This is a genomic window from Salinivibrio kushneri (assembly GCF_027286325.1).
GTDB classification, from domain to species: Bacteria; Pseudomonadota; Gammaproteobacteria; order Enterobacterales; family Vibrionaceae; genus Salinivibrio; species Salinivibrio kushneri_A.
Genome location: NZ_CP114588.1, coordinates 1,488,575 through 1,514,316, shown reverse-complemented (window position 1 = coordinate 1,514,316; position 25,742 = coordinate 1,488,575). Strand labels below are relative to the sequence as shown.

Genomic DNA, 25,742 nt, shown 5'->3' with positions numbered 1-25,742 from the left:
TGCAACGAATCAAAACAATAAGCTAGGTGCGCTATGTTTCAACCCTTGTCGGTGTTTATTGGCTTGCGATACTTACGCGGCCGCTCAGCCGACCGTTTTGGCCGATTTGTCTCGTCGATGTCCACCGCAGGCATTGCCATCGGCGTCATGGCTTTAATCACGGTGTCGTCGGTGATGAATGGCTTCGAAGCTCAATTGAAAGGACGAATACTCGGCGTGTTACCCCATGCGATTATTGCCAACGGGCAAGCACACCCAGATAAAACCGCGATTGAGGGTTGGCCTCATGTGATTGATACGGCACCGATACAAACCACGGATGCCGTGATTCAAAGCCGCAAAGGCTTGAGCGCCGGGTTATTAGAGGGCATTGACCCCAGTGCGCATGAACCCTTGGCTTCCCACTTATTGCAAGGTGAACTATCGGCACTGGCAGCCGGGCGTTATCAAGTGATCATTGGGCGTAGCATGGCCTCTGAATTACAACTTCGCGTCGGGGATGCTGTCCGCGTGATGGTCACCAGTGCCAGTCGCTTTACACCGATAGGTCGGATCCCCGCACAGCGCTTATTTACGGTGGCGGGTATCTTTCATACCGGGACGGATGTCGATGGGCAATTAATGCTGGCTAACATCGACGATGTGGCGAGACTCAGTGGGGTGTCACCGTCTCAAGCCAACGATTTACGCCTGTTTTTAGATGATCCATTTGCCATTACCCAATTAAAGACACACGCTGATCCCGATACGTGGACGGATTGGCGTGTTTGGCGCGGCGAGCTGTTTCAAGCGGTAAAAATGGAAAAAAACATGATGAGCTTGATGCTCAGCCTGATTGTGATTGTCGCCGCGTTTAACATTATTTCTGCGCTGATCATGGTGGTTATGGAGAAACAATCTGAGGTTGCCATTCTAAAAACCCTCGGGATGCAAGATAAAGACATTGTTGCTGTCTTTATTGCCCAAGGCAGTTTGAGTGGTGTGCTTGGCGCAGCGGTTGGTGGCATCCTCGGCGTGCTCCTATCAGCATATATCAATGAAATTATGTCTATTTTTGGTGTGAGTTTGTTGGGTAATGGTTTGGCGTTACCTGTGGTTATCAATCCTTTTCATGTGGCGATGGTATTAGGCTTAGCAGTCGTGCTAAGTGTGCTGGCCACGCTATTTCCTGCATTTAAAGCGGCATCTGTTCACCCTGCTGAGGCACTGCGTTATGAGTAAATCTTTGTTGTCCTGTCACCGCGTCAGTAAAACGTATCAAGAGGGCGGACAGCCGACCTGCGTGTTAAACGATGTGTCCTTGACCATTGCCCCGGGAGAGCTGGTGGCGATAGTGGGCTCCTCGGGCTCGGGGAAAAGTACATTATTACACACCTTGGGAACCCTCGACTTGCCGTCGGAGGGCGATGTGCAGATACAAGGGGAGTCAGTCAGTGCGATGAAAGCCAGCGAGCAAGCGAAACTACGCAATCAGACGTTGGGGTTTGTATATCAGTTTCACCATTTGCTTGCCGATTTCACTGCGCTGGAAAATGTGATGATGCCGCTGTTGATTAACAAAATGAGCCACAGTGCTGCGTCTGAACGCGCCACGGCGATGCTAACAGCCGTTGGGGTTGGACACCGACTCAGTCACCGTCCATCGGAGCTCTCAGGTGGCGAGCGCCAGCGTGTGGCCATTGCACGTGCGTTAGTCAATGAACCCAAGTTAGTGTTAGCCGATGAGCCTACGGGGAACCTTGATCATACCACCGCCCTGGAAATTTATGATTTGATGCGTCAGCTCAACGCGCAGCATGGCACGGCATTTTTGGTGGTGACCCACGATAGCGAACTTGCCGCCAAGCTAGACCGTCAGCTGACGATGCAAGATGGTCAATTGCTGGGGCAGGAGGGAGCATGAAGCCTTTATCGTTGGCAATAGGCCGTCGTTTTAGTCGCGCCAGACAACGCAATCGCTTGGTCTCCTTTATTTCCTTGTCGTCAGTGATCGGGATTGCGGTAGGGGTAATGGTGATCATTGTAGGTCTATCTGCGATGAACGGGTTTGAGCGTGAACTGAATCAACGTGTGTTGTCGGTGGTACCGCATGCACAAGTGTTTGGTGTCAATGGACCCATCGATAATTGGCAACAGGTAAAACGTCAGACTGAACAGCATCCTAATGTGGTGGCTGCGGCTCCCTATGTTGAAATGACCGTGTTGATGGAGCATGGCTCTGCGCTGCAGCCTGCGCAAATTCGCGCGGTTGAGCCGGCGTATGAGCAAACGGTGAGTCGCATTGGTGATTATATTGAAGGTGGCTGGGAGAGCTTGCCGTCTGGGCAGTCGCAGATTGTGTTGGGGCAAGGCGTGGCGGCGAAGCTGGGCGTCAGTCAAGGGGATTGGTTGACGGTCATGGTCCCCGCGACGGATAGCCAGCTTGCATTGCGTGCTCCGAAGCGGGTGAGAATGCAAGTGGCTGGACTGTTGCGTCTTGGTGGCCAAATCGACCATTCCTTGGCCCTGATGCGACTTCAGGACGCGCAAACTATTATGCGCATCGGCCAGTCAGTGACCGGTGTGTCGCTGAAAGTCTCTCCGGTGTTGCAAGCGCGGCAGATTGTGCATGAAGTCGGCCAAACGCTAACCACTTATGTGTATTTAAAAGACTGGACCAGTGAGTTTGGTTATTTATATCGGGATATCCAATTGGTGCGAACCATCATGTACTTGGTGATGGTGTTAGTCATTGGCGTGGCCTGCTTTAATGTGGTGTCAACCTTGATGATGTCGGTAAAAGATAGAGCCGCAGACATCGCGATTTTGCGCACCATGGGGGCGGACGATCGACTGATCCGTCGCATCTTTATTTGGTATGGGCTCTTTTCTGGTGCCTTAGGCAGTGTGTTGGGCAGTGTATTGGGTGTTACCTTAGCCACTCACCTCACGGCGATATTGTCTCAGGTCGAACAGTGGCTCGGGCATCGCTTTTTATCAGGTGATGTGTACTTTATTAACTTCTTGCCCAGTGAACTGCATGCCGCTGACGTCGTACTGGTAAGTAGCACGGCCATACTGCTTAGTTTGCTTGCCGCTTGGTATCCTGCCCGAAGAGCCTGTCAGCTCGAGCCAGCCGCGGTATTAAGTGCCAAATAGTGGCCATGCTGCTTGGCGTGCTTTGGTTACTAATACGCTTAACGTTTCTAATACCAAGAGCCCAACAATGGGCTCTTTTTGATCTACCTCGGTGAATCCTGAAGTGAATATCATCTGCATACGCGGGGCTGACGGTTGCGTCGCACTTTGACTGACGACGTTTGGTCGTGTTTGATGCCTCACTTAGATTAAATCAGGACGATTTAAGAGGACTTATTTGGATTAGGCAACACTTCTTTAATTTTCTTGGGCAAGCGTAGTTTACGTTTTTCCCAGCTTCTGACCACAGAATAGCGCCAGATGCCGCGTACGGTGAAATAGCCGATCACAGCCATCACCAGTCCGCTGGTTGCGCAGCCTAATAAAAACGGTGGGCCGATGTGGCTCATTTGCTCCGCCAAATAGTGCCAAGAGAGCTCGAAGTGAAACGGGTATGGAGGGCTGTTCATCATCCAGGTGCCGAGCTTATAAGCGAGATAAAAAAGCACCGGCATGGTGATAGGGTTACTGACCCAAACCAACGCCACAGCCAGAGGCAAATTGACCCCAAATAGGATCGCTAGCCCTGCGGCCATGATCATCTGACTGGGTAGAGGAACAAACGCCATAAACAGGCCGACGGCAAAGGCGCCGGATGCCGACCGACGGTTAAGGCACCATAAGTTGGGGTCATGCAACAGGCTACCAAACACCCTGAGTGCCTTATTGTCGCGCAATGTTTCACGCTTGGGCATATAGCGTTGGAAAAACTTCTTGGGCATACCTGTTTACATTACCTGGAAATTACGCAATGACGCTGACCTTTACACTGACTGCCGCACTGGCTGTGCTGTCGCTACCTTGGTGGCCAATGTTACCGCCAATTTGGGTCTGCATCATGACAGTTATCGTCTTCTTTATTGGGTGGAAAAGACGTTGGTGGTGGCTCGCTGGGAGCGCGTTAGGGCTCACTTGGGCTGTATTGTCCGCAAGCTTGTATCAAGCCGACGTGATCCACGTCATTTCACACCAAGAGGATACTACAATCAGTGGGACAGTGGGCACCCTTTTTAGTGCGAAAACGGGCGCGCAAGCGATTATTTTTGACGTCGATAAAATTAATCAAACAAGACTGCCGCCTTTTCGCTCAGCCAGAGTGCGTGTTTATTGGCAATCTCCCCCGTACCCTAAGCAAGGCGAGCGCTGGCAATTGCTGGTGACGTTTAAGCCGCCTTATGGGCGGTTAAACGAGGCAGGGTTCGATGCCGAACAGTATTATGTGGCAAGGCGTGTGCACGCCAAGGCACGTTTGAAACAGGCGACCCGTTTGACCGAGCAGGTGAGTTGGCGTCAGCAGTTGCTTGATAAACTCAGCCCAGTTTTGTCGCCGCTTGCCTTTGGTCCGCACCTTTTGGCATTGAGCCTTGGTGAGCGTGAGTGGCTAACTCCAGCGGACTGGGACACCCTGACACGCAGTGGTTTGGCGCATTTGATGGCCATTTCAGGATTGCATATCGGTTTGGCTTACGGGATAGGGTGGCAAATCGGTCGCTGGGCGCGCGTCTTTCTCCCTGAGCGACGCCTGTTTTTATGGTTGCCGTTGTACGTTGCGGTTGGGGTGGCGTCGCTCTATGCGGCATTAGCCGGGTTTGCACTGCCCACTCAGCGCGCGCTCATTGCATTGATGCTGGTCTCGATCACTAAACGCTTGGGTGCCCGAATTTCCCTGCTCAATTTGCTGCAGTTAACTTTGCTATTGGTATTGCTCCGCGATCCTTTTGCTGGTTTCTCGGTGAGTTTTTGGCTCTCATTTGCCGCCGTGGGGGCCTTATGCATCGCGCATTACTCGCTGACTCACGTCGCTTCTGGTGGTCGAAAACACACAAGGCCTTGGCTTCGTCCAATCAAGCAGCTTATTGGTATTCAACTGATTCTATTAGTGGGGATGCTCCCTTTGCAGTTGGGGTTGTTTGCAGGGATCAGCGCTGCCGCCACGCCCATTAACCTTGTGGCGGTCCCTTGGGTAGGCATGGTGACCGTACCCCTGGTTTTTGTCGGCCTACTGAGTGAGAGTTTATCGCTCTCCCGTGTCGCGGATTGGGTGTGGGGCGGGGCAAATGCCAGCCTTCAACCTGTTATGGCGCTGGCTGATCAGGCTGCTGACACCTGGTTACCCGCCCCAGTTACCTCGGCAGGCTGGGCAATATCGGCGATGGTGCTCGTTTGGGGTCTCTACGGGTGGCGCTGGCATCGTTTAAAAGCGGTAATGCTGGTCCTTGTCGCGGCGGTAGTGGCTTGGCGAGAACCCAATCCGGTCAACTGGCAAATTGATGTGTTGGACGTTGGTCATGGGCTCGCTGTATTGATCAGTAAGAATAACCGTGCGGTGCTCTATGACACGGGCAACCGCTGGCAGGTGGGTGGCATTGCTCAGGCGGTTATCGCACCGATTCTGACCCATCGGCAAGTCAGGCAGTTAGATGGCCTGATTCTTAGCCATGGTGACAGTGACCATGATGGTGGCGCTGAATTTATTTCTGCTACTTATTCACCACAGTGGCGACGCGCCAGTGAGCGTCGCGATGGGTATCAAGCCTGTGTGGCCGGAGAGCGTTGGCGCTGGCAAGGACTTACCTTTTCGGTACTCTGGCCGCCAGCAAAAAAGTCGCGTGCTGATAATGATGACTCCTGTGTGATCCGGGTGTCTGGCGATGGGCGTAGCGTGTTGCTCACGGGCGATATAGAAGCGAGTGGGGAGGCTGATTTGTTGGCCTCTCTGACTGACAAACAGGCACTTAATAGTGACATCATCTTAGTGCCCCATCATGGTAGTGCGTCTTCGTCTTCCTCAGCGTTTATTCGCGCCGTTGACCCTATTTGGGGCGTGGCGTCAACAGGGCTTCTCAACCCATGGCAGCTTCCGTCACAAGCGGTGACGTTGGCTTATCAAAACGCTGGTATTACCTGGCTTGATACGGCCGCGAATGGCCAAGTGCGTTGGCAGGACGTCGGCTCTGGTTGGCAGTTAACACGTTGGCGGCAGGACCGCAGCGATTATTGGTATCGTCAGATGTTTAAACGTCGGCCAGTATATTTGGACGCAGACTTGTAAAAGAGTAGAATGCCCGTCTGTTTAACACATCTAAACGATTTTAATGAGCGAATATCAAGATAAAACGACCTGGCAGACGTTTAAGCAGCTATGGCCCTACATTGCTAACTATAAAGTAGGCCTCATTGTTGCCATTATTGCGTTGGTGATTAATGCCGCCAGTGACACCCTGATGCTCTCAATGCTGAAGCCGTTGCTTGATCAAGGCTTTACCTATGACGATGTCAAAGGCGATTTCCTCAAATGGATGCCTGTCTATTTGGTCGCACTCATGGTGATACGTGGCTTGTCGAGCTTTGTGTCCGCTTATTGCTTATCTTGGGTATCGGGTCATGTGGTGATGACCATGCGCCGCCGGATGTTCAATCACTTTATGAAAATGCCCGTCAGCTTTTTTGATCAAGAGTCGTCGGGGGCACTGCTTTCTCGGATTACGTATGACTCAGAACAAGTGGCGTCAGCGACCAGTAGCGCCTTGGTCAGTTTGGTGCGCGAAGGGGCATCCATCATCGGTTTGATGGCGTTGATGTTTTGGTCAAGCTGGCAGCTCTCCGCCATTCTTCTGGTGATTGCGCCGGTGGTCGCGATTTCTATTCGCATCGTCTCTAAGCGCTTCCGTCGCATTTCTTCCAATATGCAAGATGCAATGGGGTCGGTGACTAGCTCCGCCGAGCAAATGCTTAAGGGGCACAAAGTGGTGCTTAGCTACGGTGGACAAGACGTTGAAAAAACGCGTTTTGAGAAAGTCAGTAACCGTATGCGTCAGCAGACCATGAAGCTGGTGTCTGCACAAGCGATTGCCAACCCAGTGATCCAGTTAATTGCGTCAATGGCATTGGTGGTGGTGTTGATTTTGGCCAACACCGAGGCGATCCGCTCTGAGCTAACTGCAGGTACCTTTGCGGTGGTGTTTGGTGCCATGTTTGGTCTGATGCGCCCACTTAAATCTTTGACCAACGTCACCTCGCAATTCCAACGCGGGATGGCGGCTTGCCATAGCTTATTTAACCTGATGGAGCTTGAGACCGAGAAAGACACCGGGACGCATGAGGTTGAGCAGGTCAATGGCGATATTCAGGTCGATAATGTGGTCTTTACTTACCCCACTCGCGACGCACCGGCACTCAACCATGTCAGCTTTGAGCTGCCCGCGGGTCAAACCCTAGCGCTGGTGGGACGCTCAGGGTCAGGAAAAAGTACCATTGCCAACTTGTTAACCCGTTTTTATGAACTTGACAGTGGCGTGATTACGCTCGATGGCGTACCGATTGAGGACTATACGCTGGGTAATTTGCGCCAGCATGTCGCGGTGGTGTCGCAAAACGTTCACCTGTTTAATGACACGGTGGCGAATAACATCGCGTATGCCGCAGAACATAAATACAGCCGTGAGCAAATAGAGCATGCCGCCAAGCTTGCCTACGCTGATGACTTTATTCGAGAGCTTGACCATGGCTATGACACCATGATTGGTGAAAACGGGGTGAGCTTGTCAGGCGGACAGCGTCAGCGCTTGGCCATTGCGCGCGCCTTGCTACGTAACGCGCCAGTTTTGATCCTGGATGAAGCAACGTCGGCACTGGATACCGAGTCTGAGCGTGCGATTCAGGCGGCATTGGATGAGCTGCAAAAAGACCGTACGGTGTTAGTGATTGCACACCGGTTGTCGACCATTGAAGATGCCGATCAGATTCTGGTTGTCGACGAAGGTGAGATCGTCGAGCGTGGTAGTCATCAAGCACTACTTGAACGTGATGGCGCTTATGCACAACTTCACCGTATCCAGTTTGGTGACTGAGGATGTTAGAGCAACTGTGGTTTGGTCATCAACGCCCGCTATGGTCGGCCTTATTAAGGCCGCTTAGTGCGTTATTTGGCCTCGTTGCGCGCCATCGCCGTCGTCAATATTTACGCGGCAAAATACAGCGCTATTCAGCCCCTGTACCGGTAATCGTGGTGGGGAACATCATGGTTGGCGGCAACGGTAAAACCCCGTTTGTGATTTGGTTGGTAGAACAACTAAAAGCGCATGGCTACCGACCAGGGGTGGTGTCACGCGGGTATGGCGGCAAATCCGAGCAATATCCACTATTACTCAGCCAAACCACGCCACCGCGCACGGCGGGAGACGAACCAGTATTAATTGCACGTCGTACTCAGGTGCCGGTTTGTGTTGACCCCAACCGTAGCGAGGCGGTTAAGCGCGTCCTTCAAGAAGGTGTTGATATTGTGGTCACTGATGATGGTCTCCAACATTATCGGCTGGATAGAGACATCGAAATCGTGATCATTGATGGTCAGCGTCGGTTTGGTAATGGTCATTACCTGCCATTGGGGCCGTTGCGCGAATCACTCGATAGGCTTGAGAGCGTCGATATGTTGGTCACCAATGGTGGGACTCCACAAGGCCAAGAATGGGGAATGCACCTGGTGGCTGGCTTGGCGGTTAACCTGCGCACGGGACAACGCTGTCAAGCTTCAATGCTACCGCAAGTGGTGGCGGTAGCAGGGATTGGCCACCCACCACGCTTTTTTAACACCTTACAGCAAATGGGTGTGACACCTGTGCATAGCCAAGGGATTAACGATCATCAAACCCTCAGCGCTGACGAGCTGGACAGGTTGAGCAAGAAGGGGCAACATTTGCTGATGACAGAAAAAGATGCGGTAAAATACCAAGGGATCGCCCAAGATAACTGGTGGTATTTGCCGGTAGAGGCGCGGCTGCCTGACGAGGCGGCTCAGGCCGTATTAACTAAGATCGAACGTTTGCACACAAACGCGAATAAAGAATAAAGGAACGCTATGGATCACCGCCTGCTTGAAATTGTGGCCTGCCCATCATGCCAGGGAAAACTCTATTATCAACGTGATAACAATGAGTTAGTTTGTAAATTTGATCGTGTTGCTTACCCCATCATCGATGGTATTCCCGTGCTGCTTGAATCAGAAGCTCGCGATATGTCATTGGAAGAGGTCCAGGGATGAGCCCGTTTTATGTGGTGATCCCGGCGCGGTTTGGCTCAAGCCGCTTGCCGGGTAAACCGTTGGCTGATATCGCTGGTAAGCCGATGATCCAACATGTGTACGAGCGCGCCCAAGCGGCGGGTGCCAGTCAGGTGATTGTTGCCACCGACGACCAGCGTATTGAAACGGCGGTACGGGCGTTTGGCGGTGAGGTGTGTTTAACACGTGCCGACCATGAGTCTGGCACTGAGCGCTTGGCCGAGGTTGTTGAACGCTATGGCTTTGCCGATGACGATATTATCGTCAATGTGCAAGGTGATGAACCGTTGATCCCCGCTGCGGTGATTGGTCAAGTGGCAGAGAACCTCAGCCAGAATGATCAAGCACCGATGGCAACATTGGCCGTTGTCATCGATGACAAAGAGCAAGTGTTCAACCCCAATGTGGTCAAAGTCGTGACGGATCAAAAAGGGTTTGCCCTGTATTTTAGTCGCGCCACCATCCCTTGGGATCGCGATCATTTCGAGGCTGAATCACCTGACATTCCGCAGGCGTTGCTGCGCCATATTGGTATTTACGGCTATCGTGCAGGATTTATCAGCCGTTACATCCACTGGACGCCGAGCCCGTTGGAAAAAATTGAATCGTTGGAGCAACTGCGTGTGTTATGGCATGGCGAGAAGATCCATGTTGCGGTTGCTACACAGACGCCCCCTCATGGCGTCGATACTCAAGCAGACTTAGACGCTGTTCGCGCCTACTTAGCCGCAGATGGCGACATATAGACGTGGTTTTATGCCTACTGTGAGTAATAATAAAAAAGCCGCGAATCAATCGCGGCTTTTTGATGGTTGACGCTTTGGTGAGCTTAATCAGTTGGCTGAGCGATAAAGTCACGAAGCCGTTGCCACGCTTGTCCCAATCGCTCGTGCCAATAGCGTTCGAATTGCTCGAGGTATTGCGCACGTGGACCGTATTTTATCCATGGTTGCTTAATTTGCTTCTGCGCCATGAAGTTAGTGGGAGCTGGGATGGGGTCGAGTCCAGCGCTTTGAAACTCATAAACCGCGCGATCCATGTGTGCTGCGGATGTGACGAGCACCAGGTTACTACTCCCGACTACCGATGCGGCTTGATAGGCTTCCTCCCACGTATCCTTGGCGGTTTCAAGTAACAGGATACTGTTTTTATTGACACCCAATGCCATCGCGACACGTGCCAACATACGCGCATGGCTGACTTCATAACCATGATCATAGCCTGACAAAATCAGCTTGGAGGTGGGGTACATACGGTGAATACGGATGCCTTCTGCTAAGCGCATCAACGCCGCACGAGAAAGCTCAGAGGTTGGGGGGATGGCGTCATCTACCACATGACTGTTGCCCAGTACCATGACAAAGTCCACCGGCTTTTCCGTAGGGAGAAACGCGGTGTATTGACGCTCAAGTGGACGAAGGAGCCCTGAGGCGACCGGTTGAAACGAAGTGAGAAAAATCCCAGCAAACGCAACGAAGATAACAAAAGATGCCAGCCTTTTACGCTGAGAGAACCAAAGCAGGCATAGCCCGAAAAGACCCAACAACAACAGCGCGGGCAAGGGCATTATCAAGGTTGAGATAAGTTTTTTTAATTCAAACATGCAATGTCGCCCGAAATATAGTCAAACGAGGCACAAATAGTGCCATAAACCTTTATTAACGTAAGGCTTGTGACAGAATATGCCTTTCTACCACTCAATGATAACGAATGCCATTGTGACTGAGGATAAAAATTTCGACGACATTGCCCACAAATTTGTTAAAAACATTTATGGATCGGGCAAAGGCGAAATCCGCCAAGCGGTTGTTTGGCAGGACATCGAGCAGATCCTGCAATGTTTCCCGCCTGAGCAGACACTGCATATTTTAGATGCTGGCGGTGGGGTTGCCCCTATATCCCAGCACTTGGCAGCCCGTGGTCACAGGGTCACTTTATGTGATCTTTCTTCGCAAATGCTCGACTTAGCCCGTCAGGAGATTGAACAACGGGGCTTACTTGCGCAGTATCAGCTGGTTCATTCGTCGGTGCAGACGATTGGCGACCATTTGAGTGATCCACCGGATGTGATTTTATTTCATGCGGTACTGGAGTGGACCGCCGAACCAGAGCAGGTGTTGAAAGACTTGCTCAAGCACTTGCGACCGGGCGGAATTGCATCGGTGATGTTCTATAACCAAACTGGGTTGCTATTTAAGAACCTCGTGTGCGGTAACCTCACGCATGTTGAGGAAGGCATGCCGCATCGCAAGCGGTTTAAACTTCAGCCACCTAAAGGCTTGCAACCAGAGAGCGTGTATCGATGGATGCAAGACAGTGACATTACCCTCAAAGGTAAAACAGGCGTGCGCACCTTTCACGATTATATGCGTGATACCAATATTGGTGATTTTACCTTTGAGCAAGTTATTGCATTAGAGCAGCAGCTTTGCCGCCAAGAGCCGTTTGTGTCTCTTGGGCGATATATTCATGTCTGGGGCCAACATCATGCCCCACGCAATCAAGATGAAAACAAGGACAACGGATGAGTGATCAGGCTCAGTCTTCCCAGCATTGGGCAGACGACGCTCAGACAGTACCTGAGTTGGTCAGTTGGGTAAAACAAAGTGGCTTGGGGTTAAACCTGCCGCCAGAGCGCTTGGCATTTTTGCTGGCGATGGCGGTGATGAGCCAGGAAAGATTAGAAGACGAATTGAGTGAACACGAGCTCGTGGACGTTTTTCGGTTGGTTAGCGAGCAGTTTACAAGTGATGAAGGGGGCAGTCTTGGCAATGTTGCCTTCCGCGCCAACAATGCCATCAACGAAATGGTACAAGCGAGACTGCTAAGTCGGTTTACCAGTGAAATGACTGATGGTGACAGCATTTACCGTCTCACGCCGTTGGCGTTGGGGATTGCGGATTATTACGCCCGTCACCGTGAGTACTCGACCTTGAAGCTTTCAGTGCAGCTATCCATGGTGGCCGATGAAATCGCCAAGGCGCGTCGCGCCGCTGAACAGGACGGTGATGCCACTTTTTGGCGCCATAATGTTTATGGCGTGTTGAAGTACTCGGTCGCCGAGATTTTTGACCGCATCGATCTTAATCAGCGCGTAATGGATGAGCAGCAGCAACAGGTCAAAGAAGACATTGCCGCGCTACTGACCCAAGATTGGCAAGCCGCAATCGCCAACTGTGAATATTTGCTCAACGAAACCTCGAGCACCCTGCAAGAGTTGCAAGAAACACTTCAGGCCGCGGGGGATGAGCTTCAAAGCCAGCTGCTGGAGATCCAAGAGGTGGTTCGGGGCCGTGATGACCTCGACTTCGTCGATAGCATGGTATACAGCTTGCAAATGAAGCTAGACCGTATCGTGAACTGGGGACAGCAAGCGATCGACCTATGGATAGGATACGACCGCCATGTGCATAAATTTATTCGCACCGCGATTGATATGGATAAAAACCGTGCATTCAGCCAGCGTTTACGTCAGTCGGTATCAGACTACTTTGACGCGTCATGGTTTTTAACCTATGCCGATGCTGAGCGACTGCGTGATACGCGAGATGAAGCGTTGGTGTTACGTGACGATGAAGTCACAGGAGAGATGCCAGAAGAGGTGGCGTTTGAACAATTAAGTGTGGTTGACGATGGCCTTTCGCAGAAAGTGTCACAGATGCTCAACCGCCATCGAGAAACCGGACAAGCGATCGACTTAGGTCGTGTTCTGAAAGATTACTTAGCCGAGCATCCACAAGCTCGCCATTTTGATCTCGCGCGCTTAGTGATTAACCAAGCGGTTCGGATGGGCTACTCCCAATCTGATCTCAACGCGATTCAGCCTGATTGGCAGGCGATTAACGACTTCGGAGCTAAGGTACAAGCGAATGTCATCGATAAATACTGAACAGCCAATGCCAGAAGGGCTGGCCAAAGCCATTGCTAACCCTTTGTTCCCGGCGTTGGACAGTGCATTGCGTGCTGGCCGCCATATTGCCAGCGACGATCTGGATAACCACGCCTTGCTGATGGAATTTGAGCAAGAGCTTAATATTTTTTACCAGCGTTATAACGCTGAACTCGTGCGCGCCCCAGAGGGCTTTTTCTATCTTCGTCCTCGCTCAACCAGCTTAATCAGGCGCAGCGTGTTGTCTGAACTCGATATGCTGGTTGGCAAAGTGCTTTGCTTTTTGTACTTGAGCCCAGAGCGCTTGGCACAAGAGGGGATCTTTACCACCCAAGAGCTCTTTGATGAGCTGCTGGTGTTGGCGGATGAGAAAAAATTGATGAAGTTGGTCACGCATCGTGCAACGGGCTCAGATCTTGATCGTGAAAAGCTTTTCGACAAAGTGAAAACCTCGCTGCGACGCTTGCGTCGTCTTGGGATGATTTTACCCATCGGTGAAGGAAGCAAATTCCGCGTCAGTGAAGCGACTTTCCGCTTTGGTGCCGATGTAAGAACCGGGGACGATCCACAAGAAGCCCAGTTGCGTCTGATTCGTGACGGGGAAGCCGTGGTGCATAGCCAAGCGCATATTCAATCAAGCTTGCTTGATGACTACTCGGATGAAGACGCAGACAATGCCGACAAAGAGACAACGGAGGAGCCGACAGTATGAGTCAGCGCGGTAAGTATCACTCACTCACCATGGTGAACTGGAACGGCTTTTTTGCACGAACCTTTGATATTGACTCCCTTGTTACTACCTTATCAGGCGGGAACGGCGCGGGTAAGTCGACTACCATGGCGGCCTTTATCACTTCGTTGATCCCTGACCAAACCCTGTTGCACTTCCGTAATACCACAGAGGCGGGGAGCTCGAGCGCGTCTCGTGATAAGGGTTTGCATGGTAAATTACAGCCTGGTGCCTGTTATGCCGCGTTAGATGTGGTGAATTCGCGTCAACAGCGGATGCTGTTTGGGGTGCGTCTTCAACAAGTAGCGGGGCGCGACAAAAAAGTCGATATCAAACCGTTTATCCTACAAGGCTTACCGTCATCGGTGGCGCCGACCGATGTGTTGGTGGAAACCTTGAGCAATGGCCAAGCGCGAGTCCGTCAGCTTAACGAGGTGAAAGAAGCGGCGGGTGAGTATGAGACTGCGCACTTTAAAGCCTTCAATTCGGTCACTGACTATCACGCGCAAATGTTTGAATTTGGTGTGCTGCCGAAAAAGCTTCGTACCCAGCAAGATAGAGGCAAGTTTTATCGATTGATTGAAGCGTCACTCTACGGCGGTATTTCAAGCGCGATCACTAAATCGTTGCGTGAATATCTGTTACCGCAAAACGGTGGCGTGAAAAAAGCTTTCCAAGATATGGAAGTGGCGCTGAAAGAAAACCGTATGACGCTAGAGGCGATCAAGCTGACGCAGCGCGACCGTGATTTGTTTAAGCATTTGATCACCGAAGCGACGCATTATGTTGCCTCGGACTATATGCGCCATGCTAATGAACGTCGTAGTAAGCTTGAGCAAGCGCTGTCATTGCGGGCGGAACTGAACGCTGCACAGCAGACGTTGCAGCAAAAGCAGCAGCATGCGGAAACCATGCGAGCAGAATTAGCCGAGCTGGAAGCCGGACAAGATCACCTCGAGCAAGATCACCAAGCGGCGGCCGATCATCTGCAGTTGGTGCAATCAGCGATGCGCCAACAAGAAAAGATTCAGCGTTATGAAGAAGACTTACTAGAGCTCTCTGAAAAGCTGGAAGAGCAAATCATGGTGGTGGAAGAGGCCACAGAGCAGCTTGCTGAGGCTGAATTGCGTGCGGCGCAGAGTGAAGAGGAAGTGGATAGTCTGAAGACCCAGCTTGCCGACTATCAACAAGCGCTCAACACGCAACAAACGCGGTCTTTGCAATATCAACAAGCGGTTAGTGCGCTAGAAACCGCCCGCCGTCTCACTGAGGATGAGACCCTCAGTGCAGACGAGGCCACGACACGGTTACACGCGTTGAAAACGCAAGAGTCTGAACAAACCGATCGCGTACTGTCACTCAAACATAAACGCGATCTGGCGTCAGCAACGGCCAATCAATTTGAACAGGGCTTGCAGCTGTTGCACCGTCTTGATCCATCCGTGCCCCGCGCAGAAGCGGGAACAGAAGCAAAGCGTTGGATCGAGCAGGGTAGAGAGCGTCGTTATCTGGCCGATAGCCTGACGCAGCGCCAGTATGAGCAGCGTGAATTGAGCCAACGGGCTGAGCAGTATCAGCACGCGAGTCAGTTAGTGTCGGAGTATCAGACGTTAACAGGCGAGCCGCTGGCTGACAGTGATGCGGTCGAGCAAGCCGCGGCGATGCAGCAAGCACGCCGCGACGCGCTACAAGAGGAAAAAGACACCCAAGCCGAGCAACTGCGTGAGCTCGCTCGGACCCAGGAAGCGGTTGACGCACAAATTCAAGATCTTGAGCTCAAAGCACCGACTTGGTTTGCGGCCAATGACGCCTTGACCAAACTGGAAAGCCAAACTGAAAAAAGCTTGGTGGATAGCCAAGCGGTCATGGCAGCGATGCATGAGACGCATGAGGCGGTACGCACGCGTACGCAGCACCAAGATCAGCTGGGTAAACAAAAAGCAGATATTGAACAAGCGATTGAGCAACTAGCGCAGCCAGGTGGCAGCGACGATGCGCAATTGCAAGGCCTCGCCGACACCCTTGGTGGTACCTTACTCTCTGAAATTTATGATGATATCACCTTAGATGACGCTCCTTACTTCAGCGCACTGTATGGCCCGGCGCGGCATGCTATTGTGGTGCCCGATCTCAAAGGCGTTAAAGACAAACTCACTGATTTAGACGCTTGTCCTGATGACTTATACATCATTGAGGGTGACGCAGACGCGTTTGATGATAGCGTGTTTGATGCGCAAGAGCTGTCGGGTGCCGTGTGTGTACACCTCAATGATCGGCAAATGCGCTATTCGCGTTTCCCGGCCACGCCACTGTTTGGTCGTGCTGCCCGAGAACACCGTCTTGAGCAGCTACGTGAACAGCGGGAGGCCTTGGTCGAAGATCACGCCAAAGCTTCTTTTGATGTACAAAAATGGCAACGCTTGTCTCAAGCCTTTAGTCAGTTTATTGCCGAGCACCTCACGGTGGCGTTTGAGCCCGACCCTGAGCAGGCGATAGCCGCTTGCCGCGAGAAACGAGCGCAGACGCAGCGTGCGATAACCGATGCCAAACAGGCATTGGCACAACACGATGCGGAGGTGACGCGGTGTCAGCAAGCGCTGCAAATCCTCGATAAGCTTCGCTACTGTGCCGAGGCGCTTACAGAGGATAACCTTGAGGCGCGCTTGCAAATGGCTACTGAGCGCGTAGAGGCGGCGAAAGAGGCACAAGGCTTTATCCAGCAACATGGTGAAACCTTGGCGGCACTGGAAACAAGCCTCGCAACGCTCGACAGCGACCCTGAGCAATTTGATAAACTAGAGCAGGCCTACCAAGAAGCGGATAACACCTTACAAGCGATCAAGCAGCAAGTGTTTGCAGTCGCTGATTTAGCGGAGCGTCGTCCGCACTTTGCTTATCAAGATGCGTCTGAAATGCTGACGCAAAGCAGTGAGCTTAATGAACAGCTAAAAGCCAAACTCAAAGACGCTGAACAGGTGCGCCAACGTGAACGTGAATCGCTCAAGCAAATTCAGTCGCAGACGAGTCAATATCACCAGGTGCTTGCCTCTCTCAAAAGTGCCCATCAGTCTAAGCAAGAGACGCTGAATGAGTTTACGCGAGAGCTCAGTGAGTTGGGTGTGCAAGCGGATGAAGATGCCTTAATGCGTGCGCAAAGTCGTCGTGATGCCTTGTACGAGCAAATGCATCAGGCCCGGCAGCGTCACAGTGAACTTTCGCGTGGCATTACGTCACTGGACATGGAAACCAAGTCGATCACCAAGGAATTGCGTAAACTGCTCAAGCAGTACCAAGCGCTTCGGCAGTTTGTGGTCAACGCCAAAGCGGGCTGGTGCAGCGTCCTGCGCATCGCGCGCGACAATGGGGTAGAAAAACAACTGCATCGTCGAGAAATGGCATACATGTCAGCTGACGAGCTCCGCTCTTTGTCGGATAAGTCCTTGGGGGCATTGCGCCTTGCGGTTGCCGACAACGAAACCTTGCGCGATGCCTTGCGTGCGTCGGAGGATGTCGGGCGGCCTGAGCGTAAAGTCTTGTTCTATGTGGCTGTGTATCAGCATCTGCGCGAGCGTATCCGTCACGACATTATTCGCACGGATGATCCGGTTGAAGCGATTGAGGAAATGGAAGTCGAGCTGGCCCGTCTTACTGAAGAGCTCACGCAGCGTGAACAACGTCTGGCGATCAGCTCCGAGTCGGTAGCCAACATTATTCGTAAGACCATTCAGCGCGAGCAAAACCGGATCCGTATGCTCAACCAAGGACTACAGAACGTTGGCTTTGGTCAAGTGCAAGGCGTGCGCCTGAATGTGTCTATTCGTGAAACCCATGCACAGTTGCTGATGGGCTTGGCTGAACATGCTGATCAGCACCAAGATTTGTTCGGCAATCCAAACCTTACCTTCTCGGAAGCCATGGCGAAGTTGTTCCAACGTTTGAACCCGCACATTGAAATGGGGCAACGTGCGCCACAGACTTTGGGTGAAGAGCTGTTGGACTATCGTAACTATCTGGACTTGGGCATTGAAGTCAACCGAGGGACGGATGGTTGGCTGAAAGCAGAGTCTGGCGCTTTGTCGACCGGTGAAGCGATTGGTACCGGCCAAGCAATCTTGCTGATGGTGATCCAAAGCTGGGAAGAAGAGTCACGCCGACTGCGTGGCAAAGATGTGATCCCATGTCGCTTACTTTTCCTCGATGAGGCAGCGCGCTTGGATGCTAAATCGATCTCAACCTTGTTTGAGTTGTGTCATCGTTTAGATATGCAGCTGTTGATTGCCGCACCTGAAAACATCAGCCCAGAGCAAGGGACGACGTATAAACTCGTGCGTAAAATCTTCAATGATCGTGAGCACGTCCATGTTGTGGGCTTGCGCGGGTTTGGTGAAGAGAAGCGTCGGGAGCTCGATGCTGAACCTATTGTGGGCTAATCGAGCGAGACAAGGAAAATAAAGGGGTCAGCTTTGGGCTGACCCCTTTTGTGTTTTAGTCGGTTTTAAAGTGACTGATCCGCGCTTCCAAAGTACTGGCATGCTCACGTAAGTGATTGACGGTTTGCTCAGTGTTGCGCGTGCGCTCTGAAACATGGTCAGCCGATTGCGCCATTGCGTTGACATTTTGGCTGATTTCATCGGTCACCTGCGTTTGCTGGTTGGCCGCGGTGGCAATCTGCATGTTCATCTCGTTGATTTGCTCAATCATGGTTTTGATTTGACCCAGCTTATCGTTGTTTTCGTGGCAATGCTCAACACTTCGGGTCACCGCGTCATTAGCTTGGGTCATCCCATCGGCGGCACCACGCGTTTCTTGCTGTAAGGCGTCGACCTTGGCGCGAATTTCTTCAGTGGACGACTGGGTTCGCGTGGCGAGAGAGCGTACTTCGTCAGCGACCACCGCAAATCCGCGTCCTTGTTCACCAGCACGGGCCGCTTCAATCGCCGCATTGAGCGCCAACAAATTGGTTTGCTCGGCAATTTCTTGGATCACATCCAACACCGACCCAATGGACTCACTCTCGTGTGATAGCTTCTCCATCGAGCGGGTAGCTTTATCCATATGATCTTTGAGTGTTTGCATTTGGCTGACCAAGGCTTCGCCTTTTTGGCTGCCTTCATTGGCGGTTTGGGTAATGTTGTCAGACGCTTCAGACGCATTGCTCGCATGTTCTGATACTTCGCTGATGGAGGCGGCCATCTGTGTGGCAGCGGTAGCGACCTGGTTCGAGCTTTTGGCTTGCTCGTCCACTTGCCCGCGCACAGCGACTACGTCATCACTGATATCGTTGGCTGATGACAACAAGGTTTTTGACGCGCCGTGTGTTTTTTGAATCACGTCTCGGAAGCTTTGGAACATTTCATTGAGGCTGCCAGCCAACGTAGAGAGCTCATCTTTACTGGTATGGTGCAACGTGATCGTCAAATCTTTACTGTCTGCCACCTGTTTGATGCTGGTGGCGAGTTTCAAGATAGGCGCCCCAATGCTTTTACCCAACCAATATGCCGCTAGTGCGGCGAGACTGCCGAGCAGCACTGCCGTGAACGCGGTTACTACGCCGATATCAGTGCGTAATTTGGTAATGGCTGTAAAGGCTTCATCGGTGTCTTGTTGACTGATCACCGCCCATGTCACCCCGTAGACGTCAATGGGTGAATAAGAAACAAGCACCTCAGTATTACGATAGCTCGTTTGCGTGATAAACCCTTGCTCTCCCCGTAGCGCCCTTTTTACCGCAGGGTTATCGAGGGGTTGGTTACCCGCAGCGGAGTTTTGATAATCAATGCGGTGAATGGTATCGGCATTGAGCCCTTGGCTTTCTAGTGCACTGAGGTAGGCGTCTTTATCGTTACTTAAAAGACGTGGTTGTGTACGTAATAGGTTATCGGGGCCAACCAATAAGATCTCGCCGCTTTTGCCCATCCCTGATTCAGCCCATTGACCATTATTGCTAATGAGCTCACTAATACGATCGATCGGCATTTGAAATATCAACGCCCCAATCTGCTGACCATTTTTATAAACTGGACTCGAGATAAATGAAGCCGGACTATCGTAGGAGGGATAGTAAGGGCGAAAGTCTATAAAGCCCAGCTCACCCTGAGGCGCTTTGCGCACTGCTTTATAGGCATCAGCCAAGCCACTGGTTGAATACGGGCCGGTTAATAGGTTGGTCGCGTAATCCAGCTCTTTGTAAACGCTGTAGACAATATTGCCCTGATTATCGACTAGGAAAATGTCGTAGTAGCCGAAGGTTTTTAAGTAATGCTGAAAGTTGGGATGAAAGACGCTGTGGATCTCACTGTAGACACTGCCGTCGTTGGCTTTTGCCATGGCATCTTTACTTCCTAATGGATGGGGGTTGTCGCTGATATACGCGTGTTGCAACCGTTTCGCGACATCAGGTAACTGATTATACCTACCCATTACGTCGGTACGTTTATCGTTTATCTCTTGGTAGGTCGCGGCAAACTGATTGCGATAATAGCTTGCCAGTTGGCTTTCTTGGTCGGGGAAGGTGGCGCTGTCTGTGGCGATGCTTTTAAATGCTTGTGCCAGTTGTGCCAATGCATCTTCTGTCATGGTGGAGTCCGACAGCGTATTAATTTGATCACCAATGAACTTGAAGTAATTACTTATTTCCGACTTTTTCGACGCTTTCACTGCCGTTAGTTGCGATTTTACTTTCTTATCAAGTGCTTGTGACGATAAGCCGATGCTCCTAAAGGCTAAGACAGCCGCAATCGTTAAAACACAGGTTAATGATGCCGCAACGATTGCGAGCGTGATCTTATTGCTGATTCTCATCGTGACACTCCTTCCTACCTCACGTTTTTGAATCTAGTCATGGCAGGTAAAAAGTGCGTAGAAAAAGACGTAAAATTTGAACAAATAGTGTGCGCGTGTCTAGCTAACCAGTCGTAATGGGCGCTTTCTAGACAAAAGAGAAAAGCAGGGAGGTCTGATGACCTCCCTGATTGGGGTGAGTATTTACTCGGTTTTAAAATGGCCGATAGTGTCAGCGAGGCGCGATGATCGCTGGCTTAAGCCTATGACGGTTTCTGCAGTGTCATGCGTACGCTGTGAAACGGTCTCAGCTGATTGCGCAATGTCTGTGATGCTTTCGCTGATTTCTGTTGTCACCTGCGTTTGCTGCTGTGTCGCATTGGCGATGTGTGAGGTCATCTGATTAATTTCGGTAACCATGTTGGCAATATCAACCAGTGCAGCGTTATTTTGTTGGCAATAATCCACACAGGCCTCGACAGTTTGGCTGGTGGTATCCATATCAGCCACCGCTGACTGCGTTTCTTGGCGCAATGCGGCAATTTTGTCGCGAATACTCTCCGTAGAGTCCTGGGTACGAGAAGCCAGGGTACGCACTTCTTCGGCGACGACGCTGAACCCTCGGCCTTGCTCGCCCGCGCGCGCCGCTTCAATCGCCGCATTCAGTGCCAACAAGTTGGTTTGCTCGGCAATGGCTTGAATCACATCCAGTACGGTACCGATTTCTTCGCTCTGTTGCGATAAACGCCCCATGGTCGCCGTCGCAGCGTCCATGCTCGATGACAATGTGCGGATTTGCGCAACCAGATCGTCCCCGATTTGTGAGCCAGTGTTGACGGCTTGGGTGATGTCATCAGATGCGTTGGAGGCTTGGTCTGCATATTGGGCAACATCAGTGACGGAGGTGGCCATTTCCGTCGCTGCCGAAGCCACTTGATGGGTATGCTTGACCTGGTCGGCAACCCTATCACGCATGGTAACCACGTCTTGATTGATGTCATTGGAGGCTTGGCCGAGTAGGCCGGATGCTTGGTGCGCTTCTTGGATCACTTGTTGGAAACTGGCGAACATGTCATTGAGCGAGCGACCGAGCAGCGCCATTTCGTCTTTACCGCTATCAGGTAAGCGCTGGGTTAAATCTTTGTCTTCTGCAATGGTTTTGATGCGTGTAGTGACCGCTATCATCGGTTTAGCAATATTGCCGCCGAGGATATAGGCAATCACAATCGCGACAACCACTAACACCAAAGAGGTAATCACCGTCGCTTTGAGGATGGTCGCTTGCATGGTCGCCACTTGTGATAGGGCTTCCTGTTGACTGATTTGGTTGACCAGCGCCCAGCGCGTGCCAAACACGTCAATCGGTGAGTAAGCGGTATAGACGGTTTGGTTGCGATAGCTTCGTTCTTCGCCGGTGCCCGTTTCACCCGCTAGCGCTTGCGCAATGCTTTGGGACGCCATGGGCATTTGCCCTGCTGCGGTATCGGTGAAATCAATGCGGCGAATTAAGTCGGGTTTGACACCGTTGGTGCGTAGCAAGTTTAAATACGCTGATTTGTCTTCCTGTAACGCGCGTGCCTCGGTGCGCAAGACTTTATCGGGCCCCACCATAAACATTTCGCCGCTTTGTCCAAAGCCTGCTGACTGCCATTGGCCTTGACCGCTGATCACGCCGCTTAGACGCTGAATCGGCAATTTAAAGATGAGTACACCCTGTGTTTCACCGTTTTTTACGATAGGGGTGGCGATAAATGAGGCTGGCTCATCGTAGCTGGGAAAGTAAGGGCGGTAATCAACAAAGCTGATGTCACCGGCTTGCGCATCAATGGCTTCTAAGAAGGCATCGCCCATGCCGCTAGTGGCATAGGGACCCGCAAATAAGCTGGTGCCAAAGTCAATTTCTTTTGCCACTGAATAGACAATACGGCCATTGGCATCCGCTAGCAAAATATCTTGATAGCCAAAGGTGTCGGCAAAACGGTGATAGTTGGGGTGATATTGAGTGTGTACCTTGTCATACGTGGAGCCATCGTTGGTGGTCACCAACTTGTCTTTCTCGCCCAAAGGGTGGGGGCTGCCGCTGATATAAAATTGCTGCAGTGTCCGCGTGGCAGGGGCTAGCGCCGCGAGGTTGGAGCGTGCATTGGCGTTGGTATCGTTGCGCGCTTGGTAAACATCACCGAAGGTGTCGGTGTAGTAGTCTTGCAGTGCACGCCGAGCCGCCCTATCAGTACGGACCTCACGGCTGTAGCGTCGATAAGCTTGGCTAAAAGACGTTACCGCGTTTTCGGTCATGGTAGAGTCAGCCATTGAGGTTAATTGTTGGCCGATAAATGAAAAATAACTGGTTAATTCAGAATGCTTGGCTTCGCGTACGGCCTTAAGCTGGCTAATCGCCTGCTCTCGCATTTCATCGCCAAACAGTGTGGTGGTTCGGTTTGCCAACACCGCGGCGGTGGCGACAATACAAATAACACAGGCGGAGATGATCGCCGCAGAAACCTTGGTGCGAACTTTCATACTACTAAACTCCTGAAACGTCGTTATGACGGCATCAAATCAAGGCACCTTACTGGCGTAAAGTGGAGGTGGGGGCTTATTCGATAGGGAAATAACATGCTCAAACCGTCAGGTCGCACTCTAGCATTGCCACACTGTGGTATTGGCCGAACTTTTCACCGACATCATTTAGCTGTCCAACTTGTTGGAAGCCAAAGCGACGATGCAATGCCAATGACGCTGGGTTAGGTAGCGTGACGAGAGAATAGGCGCGGCGCAGGGCCTTGTCGCGCATCCCGTCTAGCAAGGTTTGCATTAATGCCGAGCCAACCCCACGACCACCGGCATCGGGGGCCGCATAAATGGTGATTTCTGAGGCGATGTGGAAAGCCTGCTTGGGATTGAAAGGCGTATTGTAAGCAAAGCCAAGGATCTGTTGGTCTTGCTCTGCCACCCAGGCTTGATTGCAGGAGGACGGATCAAACTGAGCGAACCATTGTTCACGTTCAGCTAATTGCCATGGGCACAAGTCAAACGTAATGGCAGTGTGTGTAATGTAATAATTATAAATCGTATTGATCGCGTCACAATCACGCAATTCCATGCGTCGAATAAGCATTTTCGCTTCCTTTTCGCTTTTTTTGCGCGACATAAGATAACGAAGTTCACCGCATTCGCCAAGTGTTGGTGATAAATTAAACACTTGTCGTGCGTTTAACACCCAAGCATTGTTGTCTTTTGAGCGAAAACAAACCAACGCACTGTTCGGCTAACAAAATGCTCGATAAGGCATTGAGGGTGGCGGGAGATAGGATTAGCATGATAACTCCACTTCTCGGCATAAAGGATCCGTTTTGTCAGAGTTTAAAGCGACATCTATTTCTCCGGTCGGTCCGTTTTTCTCGCCCATGGTGCAAGGTTACTGGCGACTGGATGATTGGCAAATGACACCGCAGCAGCGCTTAAGTTTTCTTAAGGCGCATATCGATTTGGGGGTGACGACGGTCGACCATGCGGATATTTATGGTGATTACCGCTGTGAAACACTGTTTGGCCAAGCGCTGAAGCTTGACCCCAGCGTGAGAGACGATATCCAAGTGGTGTCGAAGTGCGATATCAAGTTGGTCAGTGAGGCGGCTCCAAACCGCAAAATTAACCATTATGATACCAGTTACCGGCATATTTTGGAGTCGGTAGATAACTCACTGTCTCGTTTGGGCGTAGAAAAACTGGATGTGTTACTGATCCATCGTCCTGACGCGTTGATGGATGCGGATGAAGTGGCTGAAGCATTCACCACGTTGCGTCATCATGGCAAGGTGGCTCACTTTGGCGTGTCTAACTTTACGCCTGCACAGTTCGACCTGCTTCAGTCTCGTTGGGACGAATCCTTGGTCACCAACCAAGTTGAAATCAACCCGCTACGGTTTGATGTGGTCCATGATGGAACCCTGGATCAGTTGCAACGGTTGCGTATTAAACCGATGGCGTGGTCTTGTCTTGCAGGCGGTGAGATGTTTAACGGCGAGTCTGAGCAGGCTGTGCGGGTACGTGATACCTTGCATGCTATTGGCGAAGAGCTCGGTGGCGCGACGATCGATCAGGTGATTTATGCCTGGGTGATGCGTCATCCGTCTCAACCTTTGCCGATTATTGGCTCGGGGAATATTGAACGTGTCAAAGCCGCCAAAGCGGCTTACGACCTTGAACTCACGCGTGAGCAATGGTATCGGATATGGGTGGCGTCAAAAGGACACAATGTACCTTAAATAACAGCGTGTAACCGACTGACTCTCAATCCATAAGGCGGCTATTAGCCGTCTTTTTTGTTGATTGTCTGGTGACGGAGTCGGGGCAATATGGCGCATTGATAAGGGATGAGTGGAAAGCGTTATACGATATACACGATAAATGGTGCGACTGGGTGTCGCGTGCAGAGCCAATGAATGGCTGATGGCGACAAAAAGCGAACGTCCTTTGCTTTTAATACGCCACTTGATTTTACTACGCCATAGTTGGCAGGTGGACCGGTGGAGACATCCTGTTTACCCGCCGGAGACCCTTATTTTTTTGCTTGGAATTGCGAATTGTGTGAGGTGAGGGCAGACACTTCTAACATCGGTGCTGCATCAATATCATCGGCGTTCATCATCGAAGAGATACGTTGTACCGATGACAGCAATAACGATTGCTCCCACTCATCTAAACTTTGGAAGCGTGAAATAAAGTTTTCTTGTAGGGGTTTGGGGGCTTGTTCTAACGCCGCTTCCCCTTGCTCGGTCAAGTGGGCATGCACTTTACGTTTATCAAGCTCGCTGCGAACACGCAAAATTAATCCGCGCTTTTCAAGACGATCAAGAATGGTCGTTGCCGTTGCCTGACTCATGTTGGTATGGGTCGAGAGCTTACGAATGGTCACTTGGCCCAGCTCTTTAATCGCACGCATTAGGACAAGTTGGGGGCCAGTGATCCCGGATACTTTGTTAAGTTTTCGTGAATGCAGGTCTATTGCGCGGATGATTTGCCGCAGCGCAACCAGTACTTCTTCGTGTTTTTCCATTTGCTCACCTCCACCAGAAAAAATCGCCAACGAAACTTACAATACCCGC

18 protein-coding genes and 1 pseudogene are annotated in these 25,742 nt (G+C 51.5%); 13 read left to right on the top strand and 6 right to left on the bottom strand.

What is annotated here, in order from left to right:
- Positions 1-33: 33 nt before the first annotated feature.
- The 3 genes from N8M53_RS07110 to lolE are packed head-to-tail and all read left to right on the top strand — an operon-like array spanning position 34 to position 3,138.
- A complete protein-coding gene (locus tag N8M53_RS07110) occupies positions 34-1,221 on the top strand; it encodes a lipoprotein-releasing ABC transporter permease subunit (protein ID WP_269578273.1) in 1,188 nt (395 codons plus the stop codon).
- Entirely contained in the window at positions 1,214-1,903 is a 690-nt protein-coding gene (gene lolD, locus N8M53_RS07105) for a lipoprotein-releasing ABC transporter ATP-binding protein LolD (RefSeq protein WP_269578272.1), read from the top strand. Before N8M53_RS07110 ends, lolD begins: the two co-directional genes overlap by 8 nt.
- Positions 1,900-3,138 carry a lipoprotein-releasing ABC transporter permease subunit LolE gene (gene lolE, locus N8M53_RS07100; RefSeq protein WP_269578271.1) on the top strand — a complete coding sequence of 413 codons (1,239 nt, stop codon included), beginning with the start codon at positions 1,900-1,902 and terminating at the stop codon, positions 3,136-3,138. The genes lolD and lolE overlap by 4 nt, the downstream gene beginning before the upstream one ends.
- A 203-nt stretch (positions 3,139-3,341) precedes the next feature.
- Here lolE and N8M53_RS07095 read toward each other — a convergent pair whose 3' ends face one another.
- A complete protein-coding gene (locus tag N8M53_RS07095) occupies positions 3,342-3,899 on the bottom strand; it encodes a DUF2062 domain-containing protein (RefSeq protein ID WP_077772899.1) in 558 nt (185 codons plus the stop codon).
- A gap of 29 nt (positions 3,900-3,928) precedes the next feature.
- Here N8M53_RS07095 and N8M53_RS07090 point away from each other — a divergent pair, with 29 nt between their 5' ends.
- The 5 genes and pseudogenes from N8M53_RS07090 to kdsB all read left to right on the top strand — a co-directional run bounded on the left by N8M53_RS07090 (position 3,929) and on the right by kdsB (position 9,981).
- Positions 3,929-6,229 carry a DNA internalization-related competence protein ComEC/Rec2 gene (locus N8M53_RS07090; protein WP_269578270.1) on the top strand — a complete coding sequence of 767 codons (2,301 nt, stop codon included), beginning with the start codon at positions 3,929-3,931 and terminating at the stop codon, positions 6,227-6,229.
- 43 nt (positions 6,230-6,272) lie between these two features.
- Complete coding sequence (msbA, locus tag N8M53_RS07085; protein ID WP_269578269.1) at positions 6,273-8,027, top strand: lipid A ABC transporter ATP-binding protein/permease MsbA; 1,755 nt, start codon at positions 6,273-6,275, stop codon at positions 8,025-8,027.
- 2 nt (positions 8,028-8,029) lie between these two features.
- Positions 8,030-9,054: pseudogene (gene lpxK / locus N8M53_RS07080) on the top strand (tetraacyldisaccharide 4'-kinase).
- Entirely contained in the window at positions 9,035-9,217 is a 183-nt protein-coding gene (locus tag N8M53_RS07075) for a Trm112 family protein (protein WP_046073143.1), read from the top strand. The pseudogene lpxK and the gene N8M53_RS07075 overlap by 20 nt, the downstream one beginning before the upstream one ends.
- Entirely contained in the window at positions 9,214-9,981 is a 768-nt protein-coding gene (gene kdsB, locus N8M53_RS07070) for a 3-deoxy-manno-octulosonate cytidylyltransferase (RefSeq protein WP_269578267.1), read from the top strand. Before N8M53_RS07075 ends, kdsB begins: the two co-directional genes overlap by 4 nt.
- Before the next feature lie 83 nt (positions 9,982-10,064).
- On the opposite strand, the gene elyC is transcribed toward kdsB, so the two are convergent.
- On the bottom strand, positions 10,065-10,838 hold the full coding sequence (gene elyC / locus N8M53_RS07065) for an envelope biogenesis factor ElyC (protein WP_269578266.1): 774 nt from the start codon (positions 10,836-10,838) through the stop codon (positions 10,065-10,067).
- A 115-nt stretch (positions 10,839-10,953) separates the two neighbouring features.
- Between elyC and cmoM the strand changes: the two genes are divergently transcribed.
- Genes cmoM through mukB form a run of 4 tightly spaced genes read left to right on the top strand, consistent with a single transcriptional unit; the run spans position 10,954 to position 18,284 of the window.
- Positions 10,954-11,763 carry a tRNA uridine 5-oxyacetic acid(34) methyltransferase CmoM gene (gene cmoM, locus N8M53_RS07060; RefSeq protein ID WP_269578265.1) on the top strand — a complete coding sequence of 270 codons (810 nt, stop codon included), beginning with the start codon at positions 10,954-10,956 and terminating at the stop codon, positions 11,761-11,763.
- Positions 11,760-13,124 (top strand): chromosome partition protein MukF, encoded by a 1,365-nt coding sequence (gene mukF, locus N8M53_RS07055; protein ID WP_269578264.1) that lies wholly within the window; start codon positions 11,760-11,762, stop codon positions 13,122-13,124. The genes cmoM and mukF overlap by 4 nt, the downstream gene beginning before the upstream one ends.
- Entirely contained in the window at positions 13,105-13,836 is a 732-nt protein-coding gene (gene mukE, locus N8M53_RS07050; protein ID WP_269578263.1) for a chromosome partition protein MukE, read from the top strand. The genes mukF and mukE overlap by 20 nt, the downstream gene beginning before the upstream one ends.
- Complete coding sequence (mukB, locus tag N8M53_RS07045) at positions 13,833-18,284, top strand: chromosome partition protein MukB (RefSeq protein ID WP_269578262.1); 4,452 nt, start codon at positions 13,833-13,835, stop codon at positions 18,282-18,284. Before mukE ends, mukB begins: the two co-directional genes overlap by 4 nt.
- A gap of 55 nt (positions 18,285-18,339) precedes the next feature.
- Here the strand turns inward: mukB and N8M53_RS07040 are convergent, their stop codons facing one another.
- The 3 genes from N8M53_RS07040 to N8M53_RS07030 form a co-directional block, all read right to left on the bottom strand.
- Positions 18,340-20,655 carry a methyl-accepting chemotaxis protein gene (locus tag N8M53_RS07040; protein ID WP_269578261.1) on the bottom strand — a complete coding sequence of 772 codons (2,316 nt, stop codon included), beginning with the start codon at positions 20,653-20,655 and terminating at the stop codon, positions 18,340-18,342.
- A gap of 183 nt (positions 20,656-20,838) precedes the next feature.
- The gene (locus tag N8M53_RS07035; RefSeq protein ID WP_269578260.1) at positions 20,839-23,154 is read right to left on the bottom strand and encodes a methyl-accepting chemotaxis protein; all 2,316 of its coding nucleotides are present in this window, start codon (positions 23,152-23,154) and stop codon (positions 20,839-20,841) included.
- Between the two features lie 100 nt (positions 23,155-23,254).
- Positions 23,255-23,752, bottom strand: a complete 498-nt coding sequence (locus N8M53_RS07030; protein WP_269578259.1) for a GNAT family N-acetyltransferase — start codon at positions 23,750-23,752, stop codon at positions 23,255-23,257.
- 289 nt (positions 23,753-24,041) lie between these two features.
- Here N8M53_RS07030 and N8M53_RS07025 point away from each other — a divergent pair, with 289 nt between their 5' ends.
- A complete protein-coding gene (locus N8M53_RS07025; RefSeq protein ID WP_077668307.1) occupies positions 24,042-24,902 on the top strand; it encodes an aldo/keto reductase in 861 nt (286 codons plus the stop codon).
- A 293-nt stretch (positions 24,903-25,195) separates the two neighbouring features.
- On the opposite strand, the gene N8M53_RS07020 is transcribed toward N8M53_RS07025, so the two are convergent.
- Positions 25,196-25,693, bottom strand: coding sequence for a MarR family winged helix-turn-helix transcriptional regulator (locus N8M53_RS07020; protein WP_046073151.1), 498 nt, complete (start codon positions 25,691-25,693; stop codon positions 25,196-25,198).
- Between the last annotated feature and the right edge of the window lie 49 nt (positions 25,694-25,742).